At 71.5% G+C, this 17,222-nt stretch carries 14 protein-coding genes; 6 read left to right on the forward strand and 8 right to left on the reverse strand.

Annotated features, from left to right (window positions below; translation table 11 throughout):
• Position 1: 1 nt before the first annotated feature.
• The gene (locus LG379_RS05760; protein ID WP_225753632.1) at positions 2–1,255 is read right to left on the reverse strand and encodes an LCP family protein; all 1,254 of its coding nucleotides are present in this window, start codon (positions 1,253–1,255) and stop codon (positions 2–4) included.
• 102 nt (positions 1,256–1,357) lie between these two features.
• Positions 1,358–2,353, reverse strand: coding sequence for a dTDP-glucose 4,6-dehydratase (gene rfbB, locus LG379_RS05765; protein ID WP_225753633.1), 996 nt, complete (start codon positions 2,351–2,353; stop codon positions 1,358–1,360).
• Between the two features lie 313 nt (positions 2,354–2,666).
• Between rfbB and LG379_RS05770 the strand changes: the two genes are divergently transcribed.
• From LG379_RS05770 to galE, 5 genes are read left to right on the forward strand one after another with little or no spacing between them, the layout of a single operon-like run.
• Positions 2,667–3,779 carry a glycosyltransferase family 1 protein gene (locus LG379_RS05770; protein WP_225753634.1) on the forward strand — a complete coding sequence of 371 codons (1,113 nt, stop codon included), beginning with the start codon at positions 2,667–2,669 and terminating at the stop codon, positions 3,777–3,779.
• On the forward strand, positions 3,772–4,698 hold the full coding sequence (locus LG379_RS05775) for an NAD-dependent epimerase/dehydratase family protein (protein WP_225753635.1): 927 nt from the start codon (positions 3,772–3,774) through the stop codon (positions 4,696–4,698). The genes LG379_RS05770 and LG379_RS05775 overlap by 8 nt, the downstream gene beginning before the upstream one ends.
• Complete coding sequence (locus LG379_RS05780; RefSeq protein WP_225753636.1) at positions 4,695–5,720, forward strand: glycosyltransferase family A protein; 1,026 nt, start codon at positions 4,695–4,697, stop codon at positions 5,718–5,720. Before LG379_RS05775 ends, LG379_RS05780 begins: the two co-directional genes overlap by 4 nt.
• Positions 5,717–6,910 carry a polysaccharide pyruvyl transferase family protein gene (locus LG379_RS05785; protein WP_225753637.1) on the forward strand — a complete coding sequence of 398 codons (1,194 nt, stop codon included), beginning with the start codon at positions 5,717–5,719 and terminating at the stop codon, positions 6,908–6,910. The genes LG379_RS05780 and LG379_RS05785 overlap by 4 nt, the downstream gene beginning before the upstream one ends.
• Positions 6,907–7,899: a UDP-glucose 4-epimerase GalE gene (galE, locus tag LG379_RS05790; protein WP_225753638.1), complete on the forward strand. Its 993-nt coding sequence runs from the start codon at positions 6,907–6,909 to the stop codon at positions 7,897–7,899. The genes LG379_RS05785 and galE overlap by 4 nt, the downstream gene beginning before the upstream one ends.
• 40 nt (positions 7,900–7,939) lie before the next feature.
• Here galE and LG379_RS05795 read toward each other — a convergent pair whose 3' ends face one another.
• Genes LG379_RS05795 through LG379_RS05810 form a run of 4 tightly spaced genes read right to left on the reverse strand, consistent with a single transcriptional unit; the run spans position 7,940 to position 11,182 of the window.
• Complete coding sequence (locus tag LG379_RS05795; protein ID WP_225753639.1) at positions 7,940–9,094, reverse strand: ABC transporter ATP-binding protein; 1,155 nt, start codon at positions 9,092–9,094, stop codon at positions 7,940–7,942.
• Positions 9,095–9,128: 34 nt separating this feature from the next.
• Entirely contained in the window at positions 9,129–10,094 is a 966-nt protein-coding gene (locus LG379_RS05800) for an ABC transporter permease (protein ID WP_225753640.1), read from the reverse strand.
• Positions 10,087–10,467, reverse strand: a complete 381-nt coding sequence (locus LG379_RS05805; RefSeq protein WP_225753641.1) for a DUF2304 domain-containing protein — start codon at positions 10,465–10,467, stop codon at positions 10,087–10,089. Before LG379_RS05805 ends, LG379_RS05800 begins: the two co-directional genes overlap by 8 nt.
• Positions 10,468–10,474: 7 nt before the next feature.
• Complete coding sequence (locus LG379_RS05810; protein WP_225753642.1) at positions 10,475–11,182, reverse strand: glycosyltransferase family 2 protein; 708 nt, start codon at positions 11,180–11,182, stop codon at positions 10,475–10,477.
• 163 nt (positions 11,183–11,345) lie between these two features.
• On the opposite strand from LG379_RS05810, the gene LG379_RS05815 reads away from it, so the two are divergent.
• A complete protein-coding gene (locus LG379_RS05815) occupies positions 11,346–12,782 on the forward strand; it encodes a hypothetical protein (RefSeq protein WP_225753643.1) in 1,437 nt (478 codons plus the stop codon).
• A 22-nt stretch (positions 12,783–12,804) separates the two neighbouring features.
• On the opposite strand, the gene LG379_RS05820 is transcribed toward LG379_RS05815, so the two are convergent.
• Both LG379_RS05820 and LG379_RS05825 read right to left on the reverse strand, forming a co-directional pair.
• Positions 12,805–14,310, reverse strand: a complete 1,506-nt coding sequence (locus LG379_RS05820) for a hypothetical protein (RefSeq protein WP_225753644.1) — start codon at positions 14,308–14,310, stop codon at positions 12,805–12,807.
• 117 nt (positions 14,311–14,427) lie between these two features.
• A complete protein-coding gene (locus tag LG379_RS05825; protein WP_225753645.1) occupies positions 14,428–17,160 on the reverse strand; it encodes an N-acetylmuramoyl-L-alanine amidase in 2,733 nt (910 codons plus the stop codon).
• Positions 17,161–17,222: the final 62 nt, after the last annotated feature.

A 17,222-nucleotide genomic window follows, 5' to 3' on the forward strand; every position in this document is an offset into this window, starting at 1 on the left:
GTCAGCCGCAGACCGCGGGGTCGATGTCGGCGGGGCTGAAGGGGTCCACGCCGGGCGTCGGCTCCTCGGTGGGTGCGGGGGCCGGCTCGGCCGGCGCCGCGGGGTCGGCCGGTTCAGCCGGCTCCGCGGGCTCACCCTCGGCCGGGGGTGCGGGGGGCGGGGCGAGCGCCTCGACCACGGAGCGGTCCTCCGCGATGGCGTCGAAGACGACGTCGGCCTCGTCGGTCCAGACGACCTGGTTCGGGTCGGCCTGGTAGGGCGCGATGGGCACCGTCATGAAGGTGATGTTGCCCGCCGGGATGCCGCGGAGGCTGAAGGCGAGGCCCGCGAGGTTCGGGATGTTGCCGAGGGTCGGGTCCGTGGTGATCGACTGCGTGGCCGCCGTGAGGAACCGGTACAGGGCGGCGGAGTCCGTGAGGATGTTCTTCGACAGGACCTCGGAGGCCGTCGCGGCGAGCAGGCGCTGCTGCCGGCCGAGCCGCCCGATGTCGGAGCCGTCGCCGAGGCCCTCCCCGGTCCGCGCCCGGGCGTAGGCGAGCGCGGTCGGACCGTCCAGCGTCTGCTGGCCGGCACCGAGGTTCAGCCCGGCCTTCTCCGAGCGCAGCGGCTGCTCGATGCACATGGGGATGCCGCCGAGGGCGTCCACCATGTTGATGAAGCCCGCGAAGTCCACGACGAGCCAGCCGTGGACGTAGACGCCTGTGAGCGCCTCGACGGTCCGGATGGTGCAGGCGGCCGCGTCGGAGACCTCGCCGCTCGCCGAGCCGATGGAGAACGCCTCGTTGAACCGCGTCTCGCCGGGGTCGGAGGACGTGCCGTCGGACCGGTCGCACGACGGGATCTCGACGTGGGAGTCGCGCGGGATGGAGATCATCTCCACGCGCTCCCGGTCGGCGGAGATGTGCAGGAGGATCGTCGTGTCGGACCGCATGCCCTCGACGGAGCCGCCGATCTCGGCGTTCTCGCCGTCGCGGACGTCCGAACCCATGATCAGGATGTTGAGGGGCTGACCGGCGTTCGGGTCGTCCGGGTCGACCGGCTCCATCTGGACGGGCCGCTCACCGAGGAGCTCGGTGACGTCGGCCGTGGCGATGTTGCCCTCGATGCGCACATAGGCGGTGGCGGCGCCCGTCGCGCCGAACGAGACCGCAGCCGCGGCGACCAGCGCCGTGCCGCGCGCCAGCGGGTGGCCGCGGAGGGTCCGGGCGTGCCGGGCGCTGCGCGCACGCCGGGGCGCGACATGACGAGGACTCACAGATGACCAGCATAGAGAAGCGCGAGCACCGTCCGGGGCGTGACGTGCGGCGACATGGTGGAGAAGTGATGGAGGAGGAGCTGCACGTCCGCGGCGGGCCGGTCAGCGGCCGAGCTGGGCGTACTTCGCCTCGGTGGCGTCCTTCTGGGGCCGCCACCACGCCTCGTTCGCCCGGTACCACTCGATGGTCGCGGCTAGGCCGTCGCGGAAGCTCCCGTAGCGGGGCGTCCAGCCGAGCTCGTCGCGGAGCTTGGTGGCGTCGATCGCGTAGCGCATGTCGTGGCCGGGGCGGTCGTTGACGTGGTCGTACGCGTCCGGCGACTGGCCCATCAGCTCGAGGATGAGCTCCACGACGGTCTTGTTGTCGACCTCGCCGTCGGCGCCGATGAGGTACGTCTCGCCGATGCGCCCGCGCTCGACGATCGCCCACACCGCGGTGTTGTGGTCCTCGACGTGGATCCAGTCCCGGACGTTCTCGCCGGTGCCGTAGAGCTTCGGCCGGATGCCGTCGACGACGTTCGTGATCTGGCGCGGGATGAACTTCTCGACGTGCTGGTACGGCCCGTAGTTGTTCGAGCAGTTGGAGATCGTGGCCTGCACGCCGAACGAGCGGACCCAGGCGCGCACCAGCAGGTCGCTCGCCGCCTTCGTGGAGGAGTACGGGCTCGAGGGGTTGTACGGCGTCTCGGGCGTGAACTTCGCCGGGTCGTCGAGCTCGAGGTCGCCGTACACCTCGTCGGTCGAGATGTGGTGGTACCGCTTCTCGTGCCGCCGGACGGCCTCGAGCAGGGTGTAGGTCCCGACGACGTTCGTCCGGACGAACGGCCACGGGTTCGACAGCGAGTTGTCGTTGTGCGACTCCGCCGCGAAGTGGACGACGACGTCGGCGTCGGCGACGAGGCGGTCGACCGTCTCGGCGTCGGCGACGTCGCCCTCGACGAGCGTGACCTCCTCGGCGACGGGGGCCAGGCTGGCACGGTCACCGGCGTACGTGAGGGCGTCCAGGACCGTCACGTCGACGTCCGGGCGCTCACGGACGGTCTGGTGGACGAAGTTGGAGCCGATGAATCCGGCTCCGCCGGTGACGAGCAGGCGCACGGTGGATCTCCTCGTTGCGTGGGGGATCTGCGGGTGTCTGGGCACGAGGGTACCGAGGTCGTGGTGGTCGAAGGGCCCGGCGTGGGCACAGGCGGGTCCCGGGTGCCCCGCAGGTACTGTGGTTGCCTGGTCGCTGCGCCGGCCCAGCCGCATCGGGCACCGAGACGACGAGAGGTCCTGCATGATCCACCGCTTGGCACGTGGACTCCGCCTCCTCAGGGAGCAGGGTCCGAGGGCCCTGATCTCCAAGGTCCTCACCGTTCTCCAGCGGAGGTTCCCGGAACCTGCTGTCGACTGCGCGGACGAGATCCGGATGCTGGTGCGCTACGAGGACGCCGCGTCGGTGGACTGGACCCAGGACCCTGCCTGGCGCGCGACGCCCAGGGCCGTCGTGAGCGAGAAGCTCTCGACCGCGTGGCTCATGCACCCGCCGGGGGAGTCCAGCGGAGGGCACCAGAACATCTTCCGCTTCATCAAGTTCCTCGAGGACGCGGGGCACCGCGCGACCGTGTACCTCTACCACTCGGCGGCGCACGACATCGACGCGCCGTACCTCCGGGAGATCATCCGGCGGAGCAGCTCGTACCCGGACGTCGACGCGCGGTTCGTCGCCTATGACAAGCAGCAGGTGGCGCAGGACACGGACATCATCCTGGCGACAGGGTGGGAGACGGCCTACCCGGCCTTCCTCGACCCGTCGACCGCTCGCCGCGCGTACTTCGTCCAGGACTTCGAGCCGGCGTTCTACCCGGTCGGCACCGAGCACACCCTCGCGGAGAACACCTACCGGTTCGGCTTCCACGGCATCACGGCCGGTCGGTGGCTCGCCGCGAAGCTCGCTCGTGACTACGGCATGCCGACCGCCCACTTCGACTTCGCCGCGGACACCAGCACGTACCACCTGACGAACCGGGACCGTCGTCAGGACGTGTTCTTCTACGCCCGACCGGTGACGACGCGACGCGGCTTCGAGCTCGGCGTCCTCACGCTGGAGCACCTGGCGCGCCTGCGGCCGGACCTCACGATCCACCTGGCGGGATGGGACGTGTCGAGCTACCGCCTGTCCTTCCCCCACGTGGACCACGGTGCGATGCCGGTCTCGCAGCTCAACGACCTCTACAACCGGTGCGGCGTCGGTCTCGTCCTCTCGCTGACGAACCTCTCCCTCATGCCGCTCGAGCTGCTGGCGGCCGGGGTGATCCCCGTGATGAACGAGGGCGAGAACAACCGCCTGGTGACGGACAACCCGTTCATCGAGTACGCCCAGGCCTCTCCGGCCGCCCTCGCGCGGAAGATGGCCGAGGTCCTCGACCGGCAGGACCTGGCCGAGCACTCCGCCGCCGCGTCGCAGAGCGTCGTCGGATCGGGATGGGGCGCGTCCGGTCGGCAGTTCCTCGACGCGCTGGAGGCCGTGGCCCGTGGCTGACTGCCTGGTCATCGGAGGCAACGGGTTCCTGGGGTCCCACGTCGTCGACTCGCTGCGTCGCCGGGGCCACCACGTCGCCGCGTTCGACCGGTTCGGCGTGCAACCCGTGCAGTTCTCGGAGGAGGGCGTGGACGTCATCCCCGGTGACTTCCTCAACGCCGCCGACGTCCGCGGAGCGGTGGCCGGTCGCGACGTCGTGCTGCACTTCCTCTCCACCACGGACCCCGCGTCCGCCGAGGACGACCCCACCCTCGACATCCGGACCAACGTGCTGGCCAGCGTGGAGCTGTTCGCCGCGTGCGTGGAGGCCGGGGTCGGCAAGGTCTACTTCGCCTCGACCGGTGGCGCGATCTACGGCGACCAGGAGCGGACGACCTTCCGTGAGGAGGACGTGACCGTCCCGGTCTCCCCGTACTCGATCGGCAAGCAGACCATCGAGGGGTACCTCCGCTACTTCCGCAGGAAGCACGGGCTCGACTCGACGAGCTTCAGGATCTCCAACCCCTACGGACCTCGGCAGAACCCCGCCAAGCGCCAGGGCGTCATCCCGATCTTCCTGCGCAACGTGGCCCTGGGCCGCCCGCTCCGCGTCTACGGCGACGGCTCCATGATCCGTGACTACCTCTACGTGGAGGACATGGCGGAGATGGTGGCTCACGCCGTGAGCGACGGCACGCAGCACGAGCTGTACAACCTCGGCAGCGGGCTCGGCACCTCGCTGCGAGAGGTCGTCCGGCTGGTGACCTCCGTGACGGGCCGGCAGCCGCTGGTGGAGACGACCCCTGTCCCGTCGACGTTCGTGGACCACGTGGTGCTCGACACGAGCCGGTTCGCCGCCGAGTTCGGGACCCGGCCCCTGACATCCCTGGAGGACGGCATGCGCCGCACCTGGGCCGAGATCGCGGGTGACTCCGCGTGAGCGAGGCCACCGAGCTGTCCCCTGATGCCCGGCCGACGCAGGACGCGCCGGCCGCGACGGTGGTGATCCTCACGTACAACGGGGAGCGCTACATCGGCGACATCCTCGACGCCCTCTCCTGCCAACGTCTCGAGGAGCCCTTCGAGGTCCTGGTCGTCGACTCCGGCTCCACCGACGCCACCCTGGACATCGTCGCCCGGCATCCGTCCGTGCGGGTGCACAGCCTCCCGAACCACGAGTTCGGTCACGGCCGCACGCGGAACCTGGCGGCCCATCTCGCGCGGGGGCGGGTGGTGGTCTACCTGACGCACGACGCGGTGCCCGCGCACGACCGGTGGCTCTACGAGATGCTCAAGCCGTTCGAGCTCAACGAGCGCGTCGCGGCCGTCATGGGGAAGCAGGTCGCGCGCCCGGGGTGCTTCCCCTTGCTGAAGTACGAGATCCAGAGCGTCTTCGAGGGGTTCGGCCCCGACTTCGGCACGAGCCTCTTCTACCACGACGACTTCGTGACGTCCGAGGCCGTCGCGAACGCCGTCGCGTTCTACTCCGACGTGTGCTCGGCGGCGCGACGCGACCTCCTGACCGGTGAGATCCCCTACCGCGACGTCTCCTACGCCGAGGACCAGCTCCTCGGTCGGGACGTCGTCCGAGCCGGCTACCTGAAGGCCTACGCGCCGCGCGCCGTGGTCGTCCACTCGAACGACCTGACGCTGCGCGAGTACGACGACCGGATGTTCGAGGAGACGCAGGGGCTGCGGGAGGTCGGCATCGACGTCGCGGTGCCGTCGTACGGCGTGGTCGCTCGTATGATTCTGCGTGGCGTGGTGAGGGACACAGCACGGCTGGTGCGGGACCGGGGGTTCTCGCCGCGTCGCAAGGCCTACTACCTCGTCGTGAACCCGCTCTTCCATCTGCAGAAGTGGCGCGGCGTCCGCAGGGGAGCTCTCGCCCCGGCGCCACCGCGATCCGTCGGCGCGGAGCAGGCACCCACGGCCACTGCGCAGAACGGTGAACGATCATGAGCGAAGACGCCCCTGGCACGGCGGTCCCCCGGGTGGGGCTGCTCTACGACTCCGTCAGCGCGAACACCGGCGACATCGCGATCGGGATCGCCGGCGCCCAGGAGCTCGCGCGCCACGGACTGGCGGACGTCACCGTCCTGGACCCCTTCGCGCCCGCCACCGACTCGGTCGATGCCGTCGTGGTGGGCGGCGGCGAGCTGATCCGACCGATCGGTGACGCGTTCTACGACGTCTTCCGCCTCGCCGGGGGCACGGTGCTGAACTCCGCCGGGGTCTGGCAGGCCGCCGAGGGCCTGGAGCTGTTCAAGGACTACGCGGTGGTGAGCGCGAGGTCGAGCGTCGAGGCGGAGGTCCTGTCCCGGTACGTCGACGACGTCCGGGTGGTGCCCGACACCACCACGACCATGGAGAGCGCTCCGTACCGGATCCCCGGCGTCGAGGACGGGGAGCCCGTGGTGGGCGTCCACGTGGTCCCGCACACGCTCGCGCTGTGCCCGGACCTCGTGGAGCTGATCGACGCCATCCCTCACAAGAAGGTCTTCATCCCCTTCACGCACTACAACTACGACGACAGCTTCATGCGCGCCGTCCCGTTCGACCGGACGAACGCGACCTTCCTGCCGAGGCTGTCGCCGCTCGAGCTGCACGGGGCGATCGGCGGCCTGACGTACGTGGTGACGTCGTCCCTGCACGCGTCGTTGTTCGCGTACTCCCAGAGCGTGCCGTTCGCCACCGTCCACCAGGAGAAGGTCTGGAACTACTTCTCGGACCGGGGTCTGCAGCGGCTGGTCTTCCGCTCCTGCGCCGAGCTGCGGGCCGCGCTGGAGGAGATCGAGGCGGGTGAGGTGGACCTGGCCGGGCTCGTCGCCGCGGACAAGGCCGCCGTCCGAGCCGCCTACGCGGACTACGCGGCGGCCATCCGCCATCGCGCAGGACACCGGTCGGTGCCGAGGTCGGCACCGGTGTCGTCGGAGCTCCAGTCGGAGAGGCTGACGTCGAGCCAGCGGGAGGGCGTCATCCACAACCGGGACTCCGTGCTGCACCAGCTGTACCTGCGGGTGCTCACCGCCGAGCGTGGCGAGCGCGTGTGGCACGACGAGGCGGACAGGTTGGCGGCGCGCGTGGCCGAGCTCGAAGCGGCAGCGGCCGTTCCCGCCGACCAGCCCGGATCGCCGGGAACCGTCGGATGACGGTCCTGGTCACCGGGGGCGCGGGCTACATCGGGTCGCACGTCGTCCGACTGCTCGCCGAGCGCGGCACGCCCTGCGTCGTCGTCGACGACCTGTCGACCGGTGACGCCGCGCGGGTCGACGGGGCCGCGCTGCTCCGGCTCGACGTCGCGCAGAGCGATGCGGTCCCTGAGCTCGCCGAGACGATGTCGTCGCACGGCATCCGTGCCGTCATCCACTTCGCAGCGAAGAAGCGCGTCGACGAGTCCGTGATGCGCCCGGCCTGGTACTACCAGCAGAACGTCAGCGGCCTGGCGAACGTGGTGATGGCGATGGAGCGCTCCGGCGCGGATCGCCTCGTGTTCTCCTCCTCGGCCGCCGTGTACGGCGAGCCCGCGGACGGACTGGTCCCGGAGTCCGCCCCCGCACTGCCCGTCAACCCCTACGGGACGACGAAGCTCGTCGGTGAGTGGCTCGTCCGGGACGCCGTCGTCGCCGGCGTGCTCCGCGGTGCGCTGGCGCTCCGGTACTTCAACGTCGCCGGCGCCGGGTGGGACGACCTCGGCGACCCGGCGGTCCTCAACCTCGTCACCATGGTGCTCGAGCGACTGGAGGAGGGCCGACCACCGCTCGTCTTCGGGACCGACTACCCCACGGCCGACGGCTCGTGCGTGCGTGACTTCGTGCACGTCCTCGACCTGGCCCGCGCTCACGTCGCCGCTCTCGACCACCTGGCGGACGAGACCGTCTCCGGGTTCGACGTCCTCAACGTGGGGACCGGACGGGGTGCCAGCGTCCTCGAGGTCGTGACGACGCTGACGCGACTCGCCGGCAGCGACCAGGCGCCGGTCGTCCGGCCGCGGCGTCCGGGCGACCCGGCGGCGGTCGTGGCCGCGGCCGGGCGCATCGGTGACGTCCTCGGATGGCGGTCCGAGGCCGAGCTCGACCGGACGCTCGAGAGCGCCGTGACGGCATGGCGGCACGCCCGTGGCGGCGGTGCGCCGGGCTGAGACGTCCGTCGGTCCGTCGGGGCGGCCGGCAGCCGCAGGATCAGGCTGAGGCGGTGACGACGGCCGGCTCGACCCCGAGGACGCCGGTCCCGACGTGCGGGCCGTCGACGCTGAGGGTGATCGCGTGCGGGATGCGGTGGAGCGTCGCCCCGGACGGCTCGCCGATGCCGACGTTGACGACGTACTGGCCCTCGCCCAGCGGGAGGCTGGGGAAGGTGAAGTCGACGGTCCGCGCCTCACGGAGCTCACCCAGCTCGACGTCCGCCGTCCTGGAGTTGAACCGGAAGATGGAGTGGCCCAGCGTCGTCTCGATCGAGACCGCGGCCAGCCAGTCGACCACGGGCACGCGCGGCTCGACATGGAGCCGGATCGTGACCGCGTCCCCCGTGCGGATCCGGTCGGTCGCCCGGCCGGCGGCATCCAGGAGGACCGCCGAGGTGATGTGCGCCGTGGCCTCCGGGACGTGGTGCTCGACCTCCTCCTCGACGCGCGCCTCCTCGAAGCCGTCCCGGAGGGCGCGGAGGGCCTGGGCGGGTGCGCCGTCGAAGGCGACCCGACCGTGCTGCAGCAGCACGGCCCGATCGCAGAGGTCGCCGACCTGGTCGGCGGAGTGGGACACGAGCACGATCGTCCGCCCCTCCGCCTGGAAGCTGCGGATCTTGTCCATGCACTTGCGCTGGAACGGCTCGTCGCCGACGGCCAGCACCTCGTCCACGAGAAGCAGGTCGGGGTCGACGTGGATGGCGACGGCGAACGCGAGGCGCACGTACATGCCGGACGAGTAGAACTTCACCTGGGTGTCGATGAACTTCTCGATGCCGGAGAAGTCGATGATCGCGTCGATGTGCCGGGCGGTCTCCGCGCGCGTCATGCCGAGGATGGCCGCGTTGAGGTAGACGTTCTCGCGCCCGGTGAGGTCGGGGTGGAAACCGGCGCCGAGCTCGAGCAGGGCCGCGAGGCGGCCCCGGCGCTGCACGGTGCCGGTCGTCGGCTGCAGGATCGCCCCCATGACCTTGAGCAGCGTGCTCTTGCCCGAGCCGTTGGCCCCGATCAGGCCCACCGTGGTCCCTGCGTCGATGGTGACGTCGACGTCCTGCAGCGCCCAGAAGTCGTCCGTGACGCGGGTGCGCCGGACGCTGCTCACCATCCGCTCCTTGAGCGACTTGTCCTTGTGCAGCGTGAACCGCTTGCTCACCGAGTCGACCACCACGATCGGGGGCGAGCCGGCGTCAGAGCTCCTGGGCAAAGTTGCCCTCCAGTCGGGCGAAGAGGCGCTGAGCGACCCACAGGAGCACGAGCGACGCGAGGAGGGCGATACCGAGCCGCAGGGGCAGGTCGGCGGGGAACGGCTGGTCCGCGCCCGCCAGCCAGACGCCCTTCTGGAACGCCATGATGGCGATGGTGACGGGGTTGGAGAGGTAGACCTGCTCGATCCAGCCACCGCCGAGGTACTCGTTCACGTAGCTGTACGAGTACACGATCGGTGAGGCCCAGAAGAGCAGCAGGATGACGATCTCGACCAGGTGCTGGATGTCCCGGAGATAGACGTTGAGCGCCCCCAGGAGGGTGGCCAGCGCGAGCCCGAGGACCACGACGAGGAGAACGGCCGGGACGACGTAGAGCACCGTCGGCGTGAACGGGACCGCCCCGACGAGGACCGTGCCGATGAACAGGACCACGACCTGGATGCCGAAGTTCACCAGCGCCGAGCCGACCGTGCTGAGCGGGAAGATCTCGCGCGGGAAGTAGACCTTCTTGACCAGCCCCGAGTTCGCGACCACCGACCCGGTGCCACCGCTGACGATCTCGTTGAACAACCCCCAGAGGACCAGGCCGCTGAAGACGAAGATCCCGAAGTCGGGGATCCCGCGGGCGACGCCCAGCACCTCGCCGACGATGAGGAAGTAGACCGCCAGCTGGGCGATGGGCTTGAGCAGGCTCCACGCGAAGCCCAGCGTGCTGTTCTTGTACCTCGCCCGGACCTCTCGACGGACGAGGAGCTGAAGGAGCTCGCGGTACTGCCAGACCGACCGGACCGAGGCGACGGCACCGGCGAGGGCACCGCGCGGGGGACCGACGGGCTTCAGCGGCTGGTCCGCCAGAGCGGCCAGGCGCGCCTGCCGCTGCCGCTCCGGGTCGCGAGCGGGGGAGAGCCCCGGCGCCATGGCGTCGGCCGGCGCCACTGCGTCACTCATCGCGCGCTGCCGCATCGCCGGGCGACACGGCGGGGCGGACGCCCTCGACCTTCCACCCTGCCTCGTCCAGGGCGATGCGACGAGCGAGCTGCGTGACCTGGCTCTCCATCTCCCGGAACCGCAGGTAGGACGTCGCCATGTACCCGAGGAACGCGATGATGAGGACGTAGAGGAGCAGGTCGGTCCCGCGACCCACCCCGACGATCCTCGCCAGCGCGTTCCAGACGTCGGGGAAGAGCACGGATGCCGCTGCGAAGGCGATGAAGCCGAGGAGAGCGACCCGCCGCAGGGCCTGGTGGCGAGACCCGCGAGGGATCCGCAGGCTCAGCAGGCCGACCAGGCCGATACCGATGAGCAGAACAATTTTGATCATGACTGTGTCACCGGTACATCATCTCGGTCAGGATGTTGACCGAGTTGAGGACCGACTGGCCCTTCGAGCGCGAGTAGTCGGTGTAGAGGATGTGCACGGGGTGCTCTGCGTACGACAGCCGGGCACGGCCGACCTGCTCGACGATCTCCGAGGCGTGCGCCATGCGGTTCTGCCGGATGCGCAGGGAGGCCGCCGCCGTCCGGTTGAAGGCACGCAGGCCGTTGTGGGCGTCGGTGAGGCGGACGCCGGAGGTGAGGTTCGAGAAGAGGACGGCGAGCCGCAGCACGACCCGCTTGATCGCCCCGGGCCGTGTCCGTGCGTCGAGGAAGCGGGAGCCGAAGATCACGTCGGCCTCGCCCGCACGCAGCCGCTCGACCATCGCGAGGGCGTCCTCGACCTGGTGCTGCCCGTCGGAGTCGAAGGTCACGAAGTACTCGGCGCCGGGCTGCGCGAGGGCGTACGTGAGGCCGGTCTGGATCGCCGCACCCTGACCGAGGTTGATCGGGTGGCTGACGACGACCGCACCGGCCGCGGCGGCCTCGGCAGCCGAGCGATCACCGGAGCCGTCGTCCACGCACACCACGTTGGGGAAGGTCGCCCGCGCCTGACTGACGACGTCCCGGATGACCGTCGCCTCGTTGTAGAGGGGGACGACGAGCCACGCGTCGCGGTTCGCCTCGGGGGCTCGCGCGGGCCCCACGGTCTCGTCGTTCATCGCTGGCATACTACAGGCGCCGTCGGGCGCTCAGTCGTGCGCCCGGGGCGTTCCGGCGCGGCGCCGTCACGGTCGCCGCCGGCAGGGGACGGCAGGTCGGGCGGTCGCGCCGCTCGCCTCGGACCTGGCGTCCGCCGGTCAGCGCGCTGAGAGGGACGAGGACATGCACACAGATCCGGCTGTGGCCCCGGGCATCACCGAGAGACCGCACCGCGGCGCCGAGGGTGCCAAGGGTCGGGGCGCCAGGCGCCGACCCGCAACCGGGCCGCTGGGGCACGTCGTCGAGCGCTGGCCCGCCTGGGTGCGGTGGCTCGTGACGGCCGTGCTCCTCGTCGGCGCCTCCGCCGGGCTCGCCGCGCCGTACATCGCGGACACCACGACGATGTCGAGGGCGGACGAGTACGTCTACATCGACGCGGTCGACAAGGCGACGCGCGGGAACGTCGCGCAGCGAGGCGAGCTGGTCGACCAGTACGCCCTCGAGGTGCTCAGCTGCCGGGGCGTCGAAGGGGCGCTCATGGGATCGCCCTGCGGTGGTCCCTACTCGCGGGAGAACGTCCCCTGGGAAGGGGGCCGGACGAGTGCGGACATCCACCCGCCGACCTACTACTTCGTCACGGCCAGCCTCACCCGCGCCGTGCAGGTCCTGACGCCGGTCGACGACCTCCTGTCCGCCGCGCGGGTCACCAGCGCGGCGTGGGTCGGCCTCGGCCTGACCGCCGTGGTCGCGCTCTGCCGCACGCTCGGGGCCTCGCGGGTCGCCGCGGCCGCGGTCGCGGTCCTCGGACTGGTGGCGCCGCACACGCGATGGGTGGCGACCTTCGTCACGCCCGACGCGCTCAACATCCTGGCGGGAGCAGTGGTCATGCTCGTCGCTGTCCAGGTGGTGCGTGAGCGACTGCATCCTGCGTGGATGGTGGCGGCTGCGCTCGTCGTCGGGAGCGTGAAGGCGCAGAACGCCCTGACCGGTGGTCTCGTCGTCCTGCTGCTGCTCATCGTGGCGCTGAGGCGTCGGCGCGACGGGGACCGTTCCCGCAAGCCCGTGCAGGCGGTGGCCTGGGCCGTCGGTGCCCTGTTCGCGGGGATCGTGCCCCAGGTGGTCTGGATGGCGCTCAGGGCCGCGACCGCACTGGGTCCGGCACCCGGTCAGGGCCTCGAGGCACCCCCGCTCGGTGTCTACGCCGTGCTGTACGACAGCACGGCGTTCATCCGCGGCGTCGTGGTGGGTCCGAACGCGACGTACCCGCCCGCCTGGAGCGCAGGGAGCCCGCTGACGATCCACGGTGAGACCGTCTCCTGGATCCTCGTCGGCGGGCTGGTCGCCCTCGCCCTGTTCGCCTCCGGGGTCCCGGCGCTGCAGTCCTCGTTCGCCCGGGCGGGCCTGCTGTCCTTCCTCCTGGCCGGCCCGGCGCTGCGGGTGGCGCTGTACGCCGTGGACGGGGCGAACTTCGGGATGCCGGTGCGGTACGGGCTCGTGCTCTTCCCGGCGATGCTCGCGGCGACGGCCGTGGCGGCGAGACGTGCCTGGGTCGGCTGGCTGCTCCTGGGCGTCGCCGTCGTCTTCTACGTCGTGACGGTCACCGGCTACGAGACGTGGTGACGTCGTGGCTTGTGCGGTGGCCCTAGTCGGTGTGGGCCCGCCACGCCATCCGGGCGACCGAGAGGTCGTCGCGAGGGAGGTAGCGGTCGGCGGTCGCTGACCCGAGGAACCCCGAGAGCAGCGCCGTCACGACGACGCCGACGGCGACGTACCGCGCGAGTGCGCTGCTGTCGGAGTGGCCCCGCGTGCGCGCCCACCGGAGCACGGCGCGCAGGAGATGGAGGGCGACCAGCGTCGACATGACGATCGAGGCGTGCAGGAGGACCGTGCTCGTCCGCGGGTAGAGCTGCACCAGGCCGGTCTCGACCATCTGCCCCGCGTACCACAGGCGCAGCACCCAGGCGCCTGCGAGGCACCACATCAGGGTCCTGACCACCCAGCTCGTCCAGCAGCACGCGACCGCGAGCCCCGCGCCGACCAGGACGAGGACCGTGGCCACGTCCACGCCCGCGAGCACGCCGAAGGTCTGCACCGTCTGCGGCGGCTCGACCGGGGAGTCACCGAACCACGTCGCGAACACCGCGGGGTCGCTCCGGGTGTCCTGGTACTGGTAGTCGTCGGCGACGGGCCCGGCAGCGAGGGCGCCGGAGAGATAGCTCCACGTCACGCCGAGGAACCCGACGGCGACCCCGGCGAGGACGAGCACCGGACGGTGCCCCCGCGGGCCGCTCCACCACGCGTGGGCGGCGGTTACGGCGAGCCCGGGTGCGTACCAGAGGAACCAGCCGGAGTAGACCAGGAACACGAGCCCCAGCAGGGCGCCGAGCGCCAGGGCGCAGAGCGCCTGTCGCCACCACGACCCCCCGGGCCCGTCCCGGACCATGCGGACGACGCGGACGAAGAGAGGCACCGCGACGACCAGGCTCACAGACGTGAAGGGCTTGTAGGGGTCGAGGAACGGTGCGGTCGCGGTGAGGCTGATCGCGGCCGCGGCGGGCGAGGAGACGACCGTCCGCCAGGCGAGGTACGCCAGCGGGCCGACCACCGCTGTGACCAGGACCTGGAGGTCGCCCAGGCTCTCGGCCGGCGCGAGGTCGAGCAGCCGGGACAGCGCCGTGATCGCCCACACGGGGCCAGGCGCGTAGGACGGCGGCACCGTCGACCCGCCGTCGAGGGCGGCCTGTGCCCAGCCGACCAGCTGCCCGCTGTCGCCGCGGAGACCGTTCAGCGGCAGGGTCGCGCCGTGCAGACCCGCGGCCAGGCCGCCTGCCACGACGCCCGAGACCACTCCGGAGGTCCCGGCCCACGCCGTCCGTGTGAGCACGCCGCTCGCGAGAGGCCATCGACGTGCGGCGAGGAGGAGGACCATCAGCACACCGACGACGACGAGGGTCGAGAGCTGGAGGCGAGCGAGGATGCTCACCTGGGCGATCCGGGTCAGCGGGTCCAGCCGGAGTGCGGCACCAGCCGCAAGGAGGAACGCCGCGACACCCAGCGCGGCGAGAGCCTCAGCCGTGAGGACCGGCCATCCCTGCGCGCCGGAGGTCGATCGCCGCAGCAGCGGCCGGAGCTGTGCACGCGGCAGCATCGTCGGTCGCACCCCTCCCTTGATCCGCCCTCCATCCTCCACGGTGCCGGCGGTCCGAGAGGACCGACACGGCCGGCGGCCGGGGCAGCGGTGGGACCGGGTGCTGCACGGACGCGACTAGATCTCCGGTCCGACGGGGATGGTGGCGATCGCGTCGGTGTTGACGGCGACCCAGTCGCGGTCGTTGCCTCCGAGCGCGCGGTAGGTGGCGTAGCTGGTGATGTTGCGGCGGGTGCCGTTCTCCACGTACCAGATGGCGCCGGTGGGCATCCGCAGGAAGCGGCCGACGGCGACCCCGGACCTCACCAGGTTCGCGCAGGTGGTCGCGTCGAGCGTGGTGCGTGGCACGGTCGCCCAGTGGGATGCGACGGACGCCGCCACGGGGTGGAGGCGACCGCCGGTCGCGAGGTAGCTGGTCCCGGAGCACACGACGAGGTTCTGCGGGGTCCCCGGTGCGGTGGTGTAGGCGGCGAGGTCCGCCTCGCGCCGCAGGACGAGCGGGCCCGTACCGAGGTTGGCCATCCGGTCCCAGCTCCCGATGTGGTGCTTCGTGCCGAAGCCGTCGATGAGGTACACCGAGGCTGACGCCGTCGAGTACGCCAGCGTGCCCGGGCCCAGCTGGTCGGCACCCTGGGGCAGGCTCCGGACGACGCGGCTGTCGACCGTGGCGATCCGTGGACCCCCGCTCCCGGCAGTGATCCGCAGCGCGTCGTCCCACGACGGGATGGAGCGGCGCACGTTGCGCTCCATGCGGTAGACGGCCGGCGAGTCCGGCGTCTTGACGAGGACGGGAGCGGACGTCGAGGACGACGTCGTGAAGAGGTCGAGGACTGCCGTGGACAGCCGCGGCGGGCTCCCGGTCGCCGCGGCGTCGGCGATCTGGGACTTCGTCGCCCCGTTGAGCAGCCATGTCGCGGTCCCCGTGGCGGAGCCCGCGAACAGCGCGAGCGGCTCGTCCGACCACGGCATCGCCAGCAGGCTGGCCGAGTCGAGGTGCCCGGACGGGAGGCGCCCGATCGGTGTGGACGGGAGCACCCCGTCCGCCATAGGGACCAGCTGACCCGCTCCGACGAGGAACGGCCGACCGGAGGTCCGCGACACCACGACCGTGTCAGGACGGACGGCGGGCTGCCCGACCGCGAGGTGCGACACGGCGTCGTCCGTCACCGTGATGGGCGCGCCGTCGAAGCCCGCCCACGCGAGCGACTGGAGATCGGGGGCCTCCCGGCGCTTCCCGGCGTCGATCCCCCAGTGGCGCCCGCTCGGTACACGGACCCCCGTGGTCATCATGGGCCCGGTGGTGAACTCCGCGATCTGCGCGTCGTCCAGAAGCCTGGCCTGCGAGCACGAGAAGCCCCATCGCCAGACCATGTCGCAGCTGCCGAACGGGTACTTGTTGACCCCGTCCACGAGGTACACCATCGTGTCCCGGGCCAGGATGAGCCGACTGAGGACGTCCCCCGTGGTCTTCGAGTCCAGGAACGCCTTGGACACGTAGCCCACGGGTCCGAGCGCACCGAACATGCGCAGGGTGTCCGCGTCCTTGACGGGGTACTTGTGCGTCGACGTGACCAGGTAGGTCGGTCCCGCCGCGGTCTCCCTCACGAGGTCCGGCGGGTCCACCGTGGCGGCGGTCCAATGAGCGATGTCACGGATCGCCGGCAGGGCGGAGTAGCCCCCGTTCCCGGGGCACGCGGTGTACGCCACGTCCCGGTGCCCGAACACGCGCGGCAGGGTCACCGTCTGGTCGGAGAACTTCGAGTTCTCCCCGCCGGCGGTGTAGAACTGCGCGCTCTGGCGGGGGTCGACCCCGTAGTACCCGAGGCGCAGTCCGATGATGTAGCCCACCGAGTCCAGGACGGCCCGGGGGGGAGCGGCGTCGTAGGTGCCCAGCATGGAGACGCCGAGGAACCCGGTGTTGAAGCCTCCGGCGTGGACGCCGATCACCGGGAGGTCGAGGCTCCGCGCACGGCCCTCGTAGATGTTCCCCCACTTGTCGACGACGAAGTTGTACCCGATGTCGCACCAGCCGCGGGTGCGGATGTGGTACAGCGCGTCGTTGCGCAGCTGCTGCATGGCCTCGGCGACCGTGGAGTAGGCGTTCGACCCGGCGGTGTGGTGCACGACGGCACCCTTGAGGGCGGCCGCGGTGTCAGGGGTGCAGGTCTGCGCGGGCGCGCCCCACTCGGACCGGGGGATCACCCGGCGGGACCCGGCGGCCAGGGCGGCTTCGACAGGCTGCGAGGAGGTCTCCTCGGGCGTGCCGACGAGCGCGAGCTCGAGGTCGTCGGGCGCGGTTCCCGCCGCGGAGGCGAAGGAGAGCTGGACCTCGGTGGCCTCGCCGATCCACAGGGGTTCCGTGCCACCGCGCAGCCCGGTCGTGGCGTCCGGGGTACCGGCGTCGGGAGCGGTGCCCGCGTCCAGGGGGTGCCACGGCGACCAGTCCCCGCCCGTGCGGTACCGGGCCTGCGGGAGGAGACGAGCGCCGTCCGACGCGGCCGACCACGTGAGACCGATCGTCTGCACGTCGCCCGTGTCGATCACCGGCGTCATGACGCGGTCGCGCACCGTCGTCTCGGCGACCACCGTCCCGGCCTCGACCTGGGGCAGCAGGGTCCGGCCCGTCAGCGGCTCCACCTGGGACACCGCGATCGGCAGCTCCCGGATCGTCACGCCGTCCTCGGGTCCGGCGGCGGAGGCGGCACCGAGCGTCGACGGGACGGCACTACCGGTGGACGACGCGGGCAGGCTCGTCGCTGCCGGCTGCGCCGGCGTCGCGGCCGCCGGCGCAGCCGGTGCGGCGGGTCCCGCCAGGAGGAGGGCGCCGAGAAGAACGGCCTGGAGACGCATGGGTGTGACCTCTGTCGACAGGGACGCCGCGTGACCGCCGGCTGTCCGTGAGGTGTCCGTGA

The organism is Actinotalea sp. Marseille-Q4924 (assembly GCF_916618755.1).
Taxonomy (GTDB): domain Bacteria; phylum Actinomycetota; class Actinomycetes; order Actinomycetales; family Cellulomonadaceae; genus Actinotalea.

What these genes read in the sequence shown, in the direction of transcription:
- LG379_RS05770 (WP_225753634.1), top strand. Translation starts at nt 2,667, where the DNA reads ATGCTGGTGCGCTACGAGGACGCCGCGTCGGTGGACTGGACCCAGGAC.
- galE (WP_225753638.1), top strand. Translation starts at nt 6,907, where the DNA reads ATGACGGTCCTGGTCACCGGGGGCGCGGGCTACATCGGGTCGCACGTC.
- LG379_RS05785 (WP_225753637.1), top strand. Translation starts at nt 5,717, where the DNA reads ATGAGCGAAGACGCCCCTGGCACGGCGGTCCCCCGGGTGGGGCTGCTC.
- LG379_RS05820 (WP_225753644.1), bottom strand. Translation starts at nt 14,310, where the DNA reads ATGCTGCCGCGTGCACAGCTCCGGCCGCTGCTGCGGCGATCGACCTCC.
- LG379_RS05810 (WP_225753642.1), bottom strand. Translation starts at nt 11,182, where the DNA reads ATGAACGACGAGACCGTGGGGCCCGCGCGAGCCCCCGAGGCGAACCGC.
- LG379_RS05805 (WP_225753641.1), bottom strand. Translation starts at nt 10,467, where the DNA reads ATGATCAAAATTGTTCTGCTCATCGGTATCGGCCTGGTCGGCCTGCTG.
- LG379_RS05815 (WP_225753643.1), top strand. Translation starts at nt 11,346, where the DNA reads ATGCACACAGATCCGGCTGTGGCCCCGGGCATCACCGAGAGACCGCAC.
- LG379_RS05800 (WP_225753640.1), bottom strand. Translation starts at nt 10,094, where the DNA reads ATGAGTGACGCAGTGGCGCCGGCCGACGCCATGGCGCCGGGGCTCTCC.
- LG379_RS05825 (WP_225753645.1), bottom strand. Translation starts at nt 17,160, where the DNA reads ATGCGTCTCCAGGCCGTTCTTCTCGGCGCCCTCCTCCTGGCGGGACCC.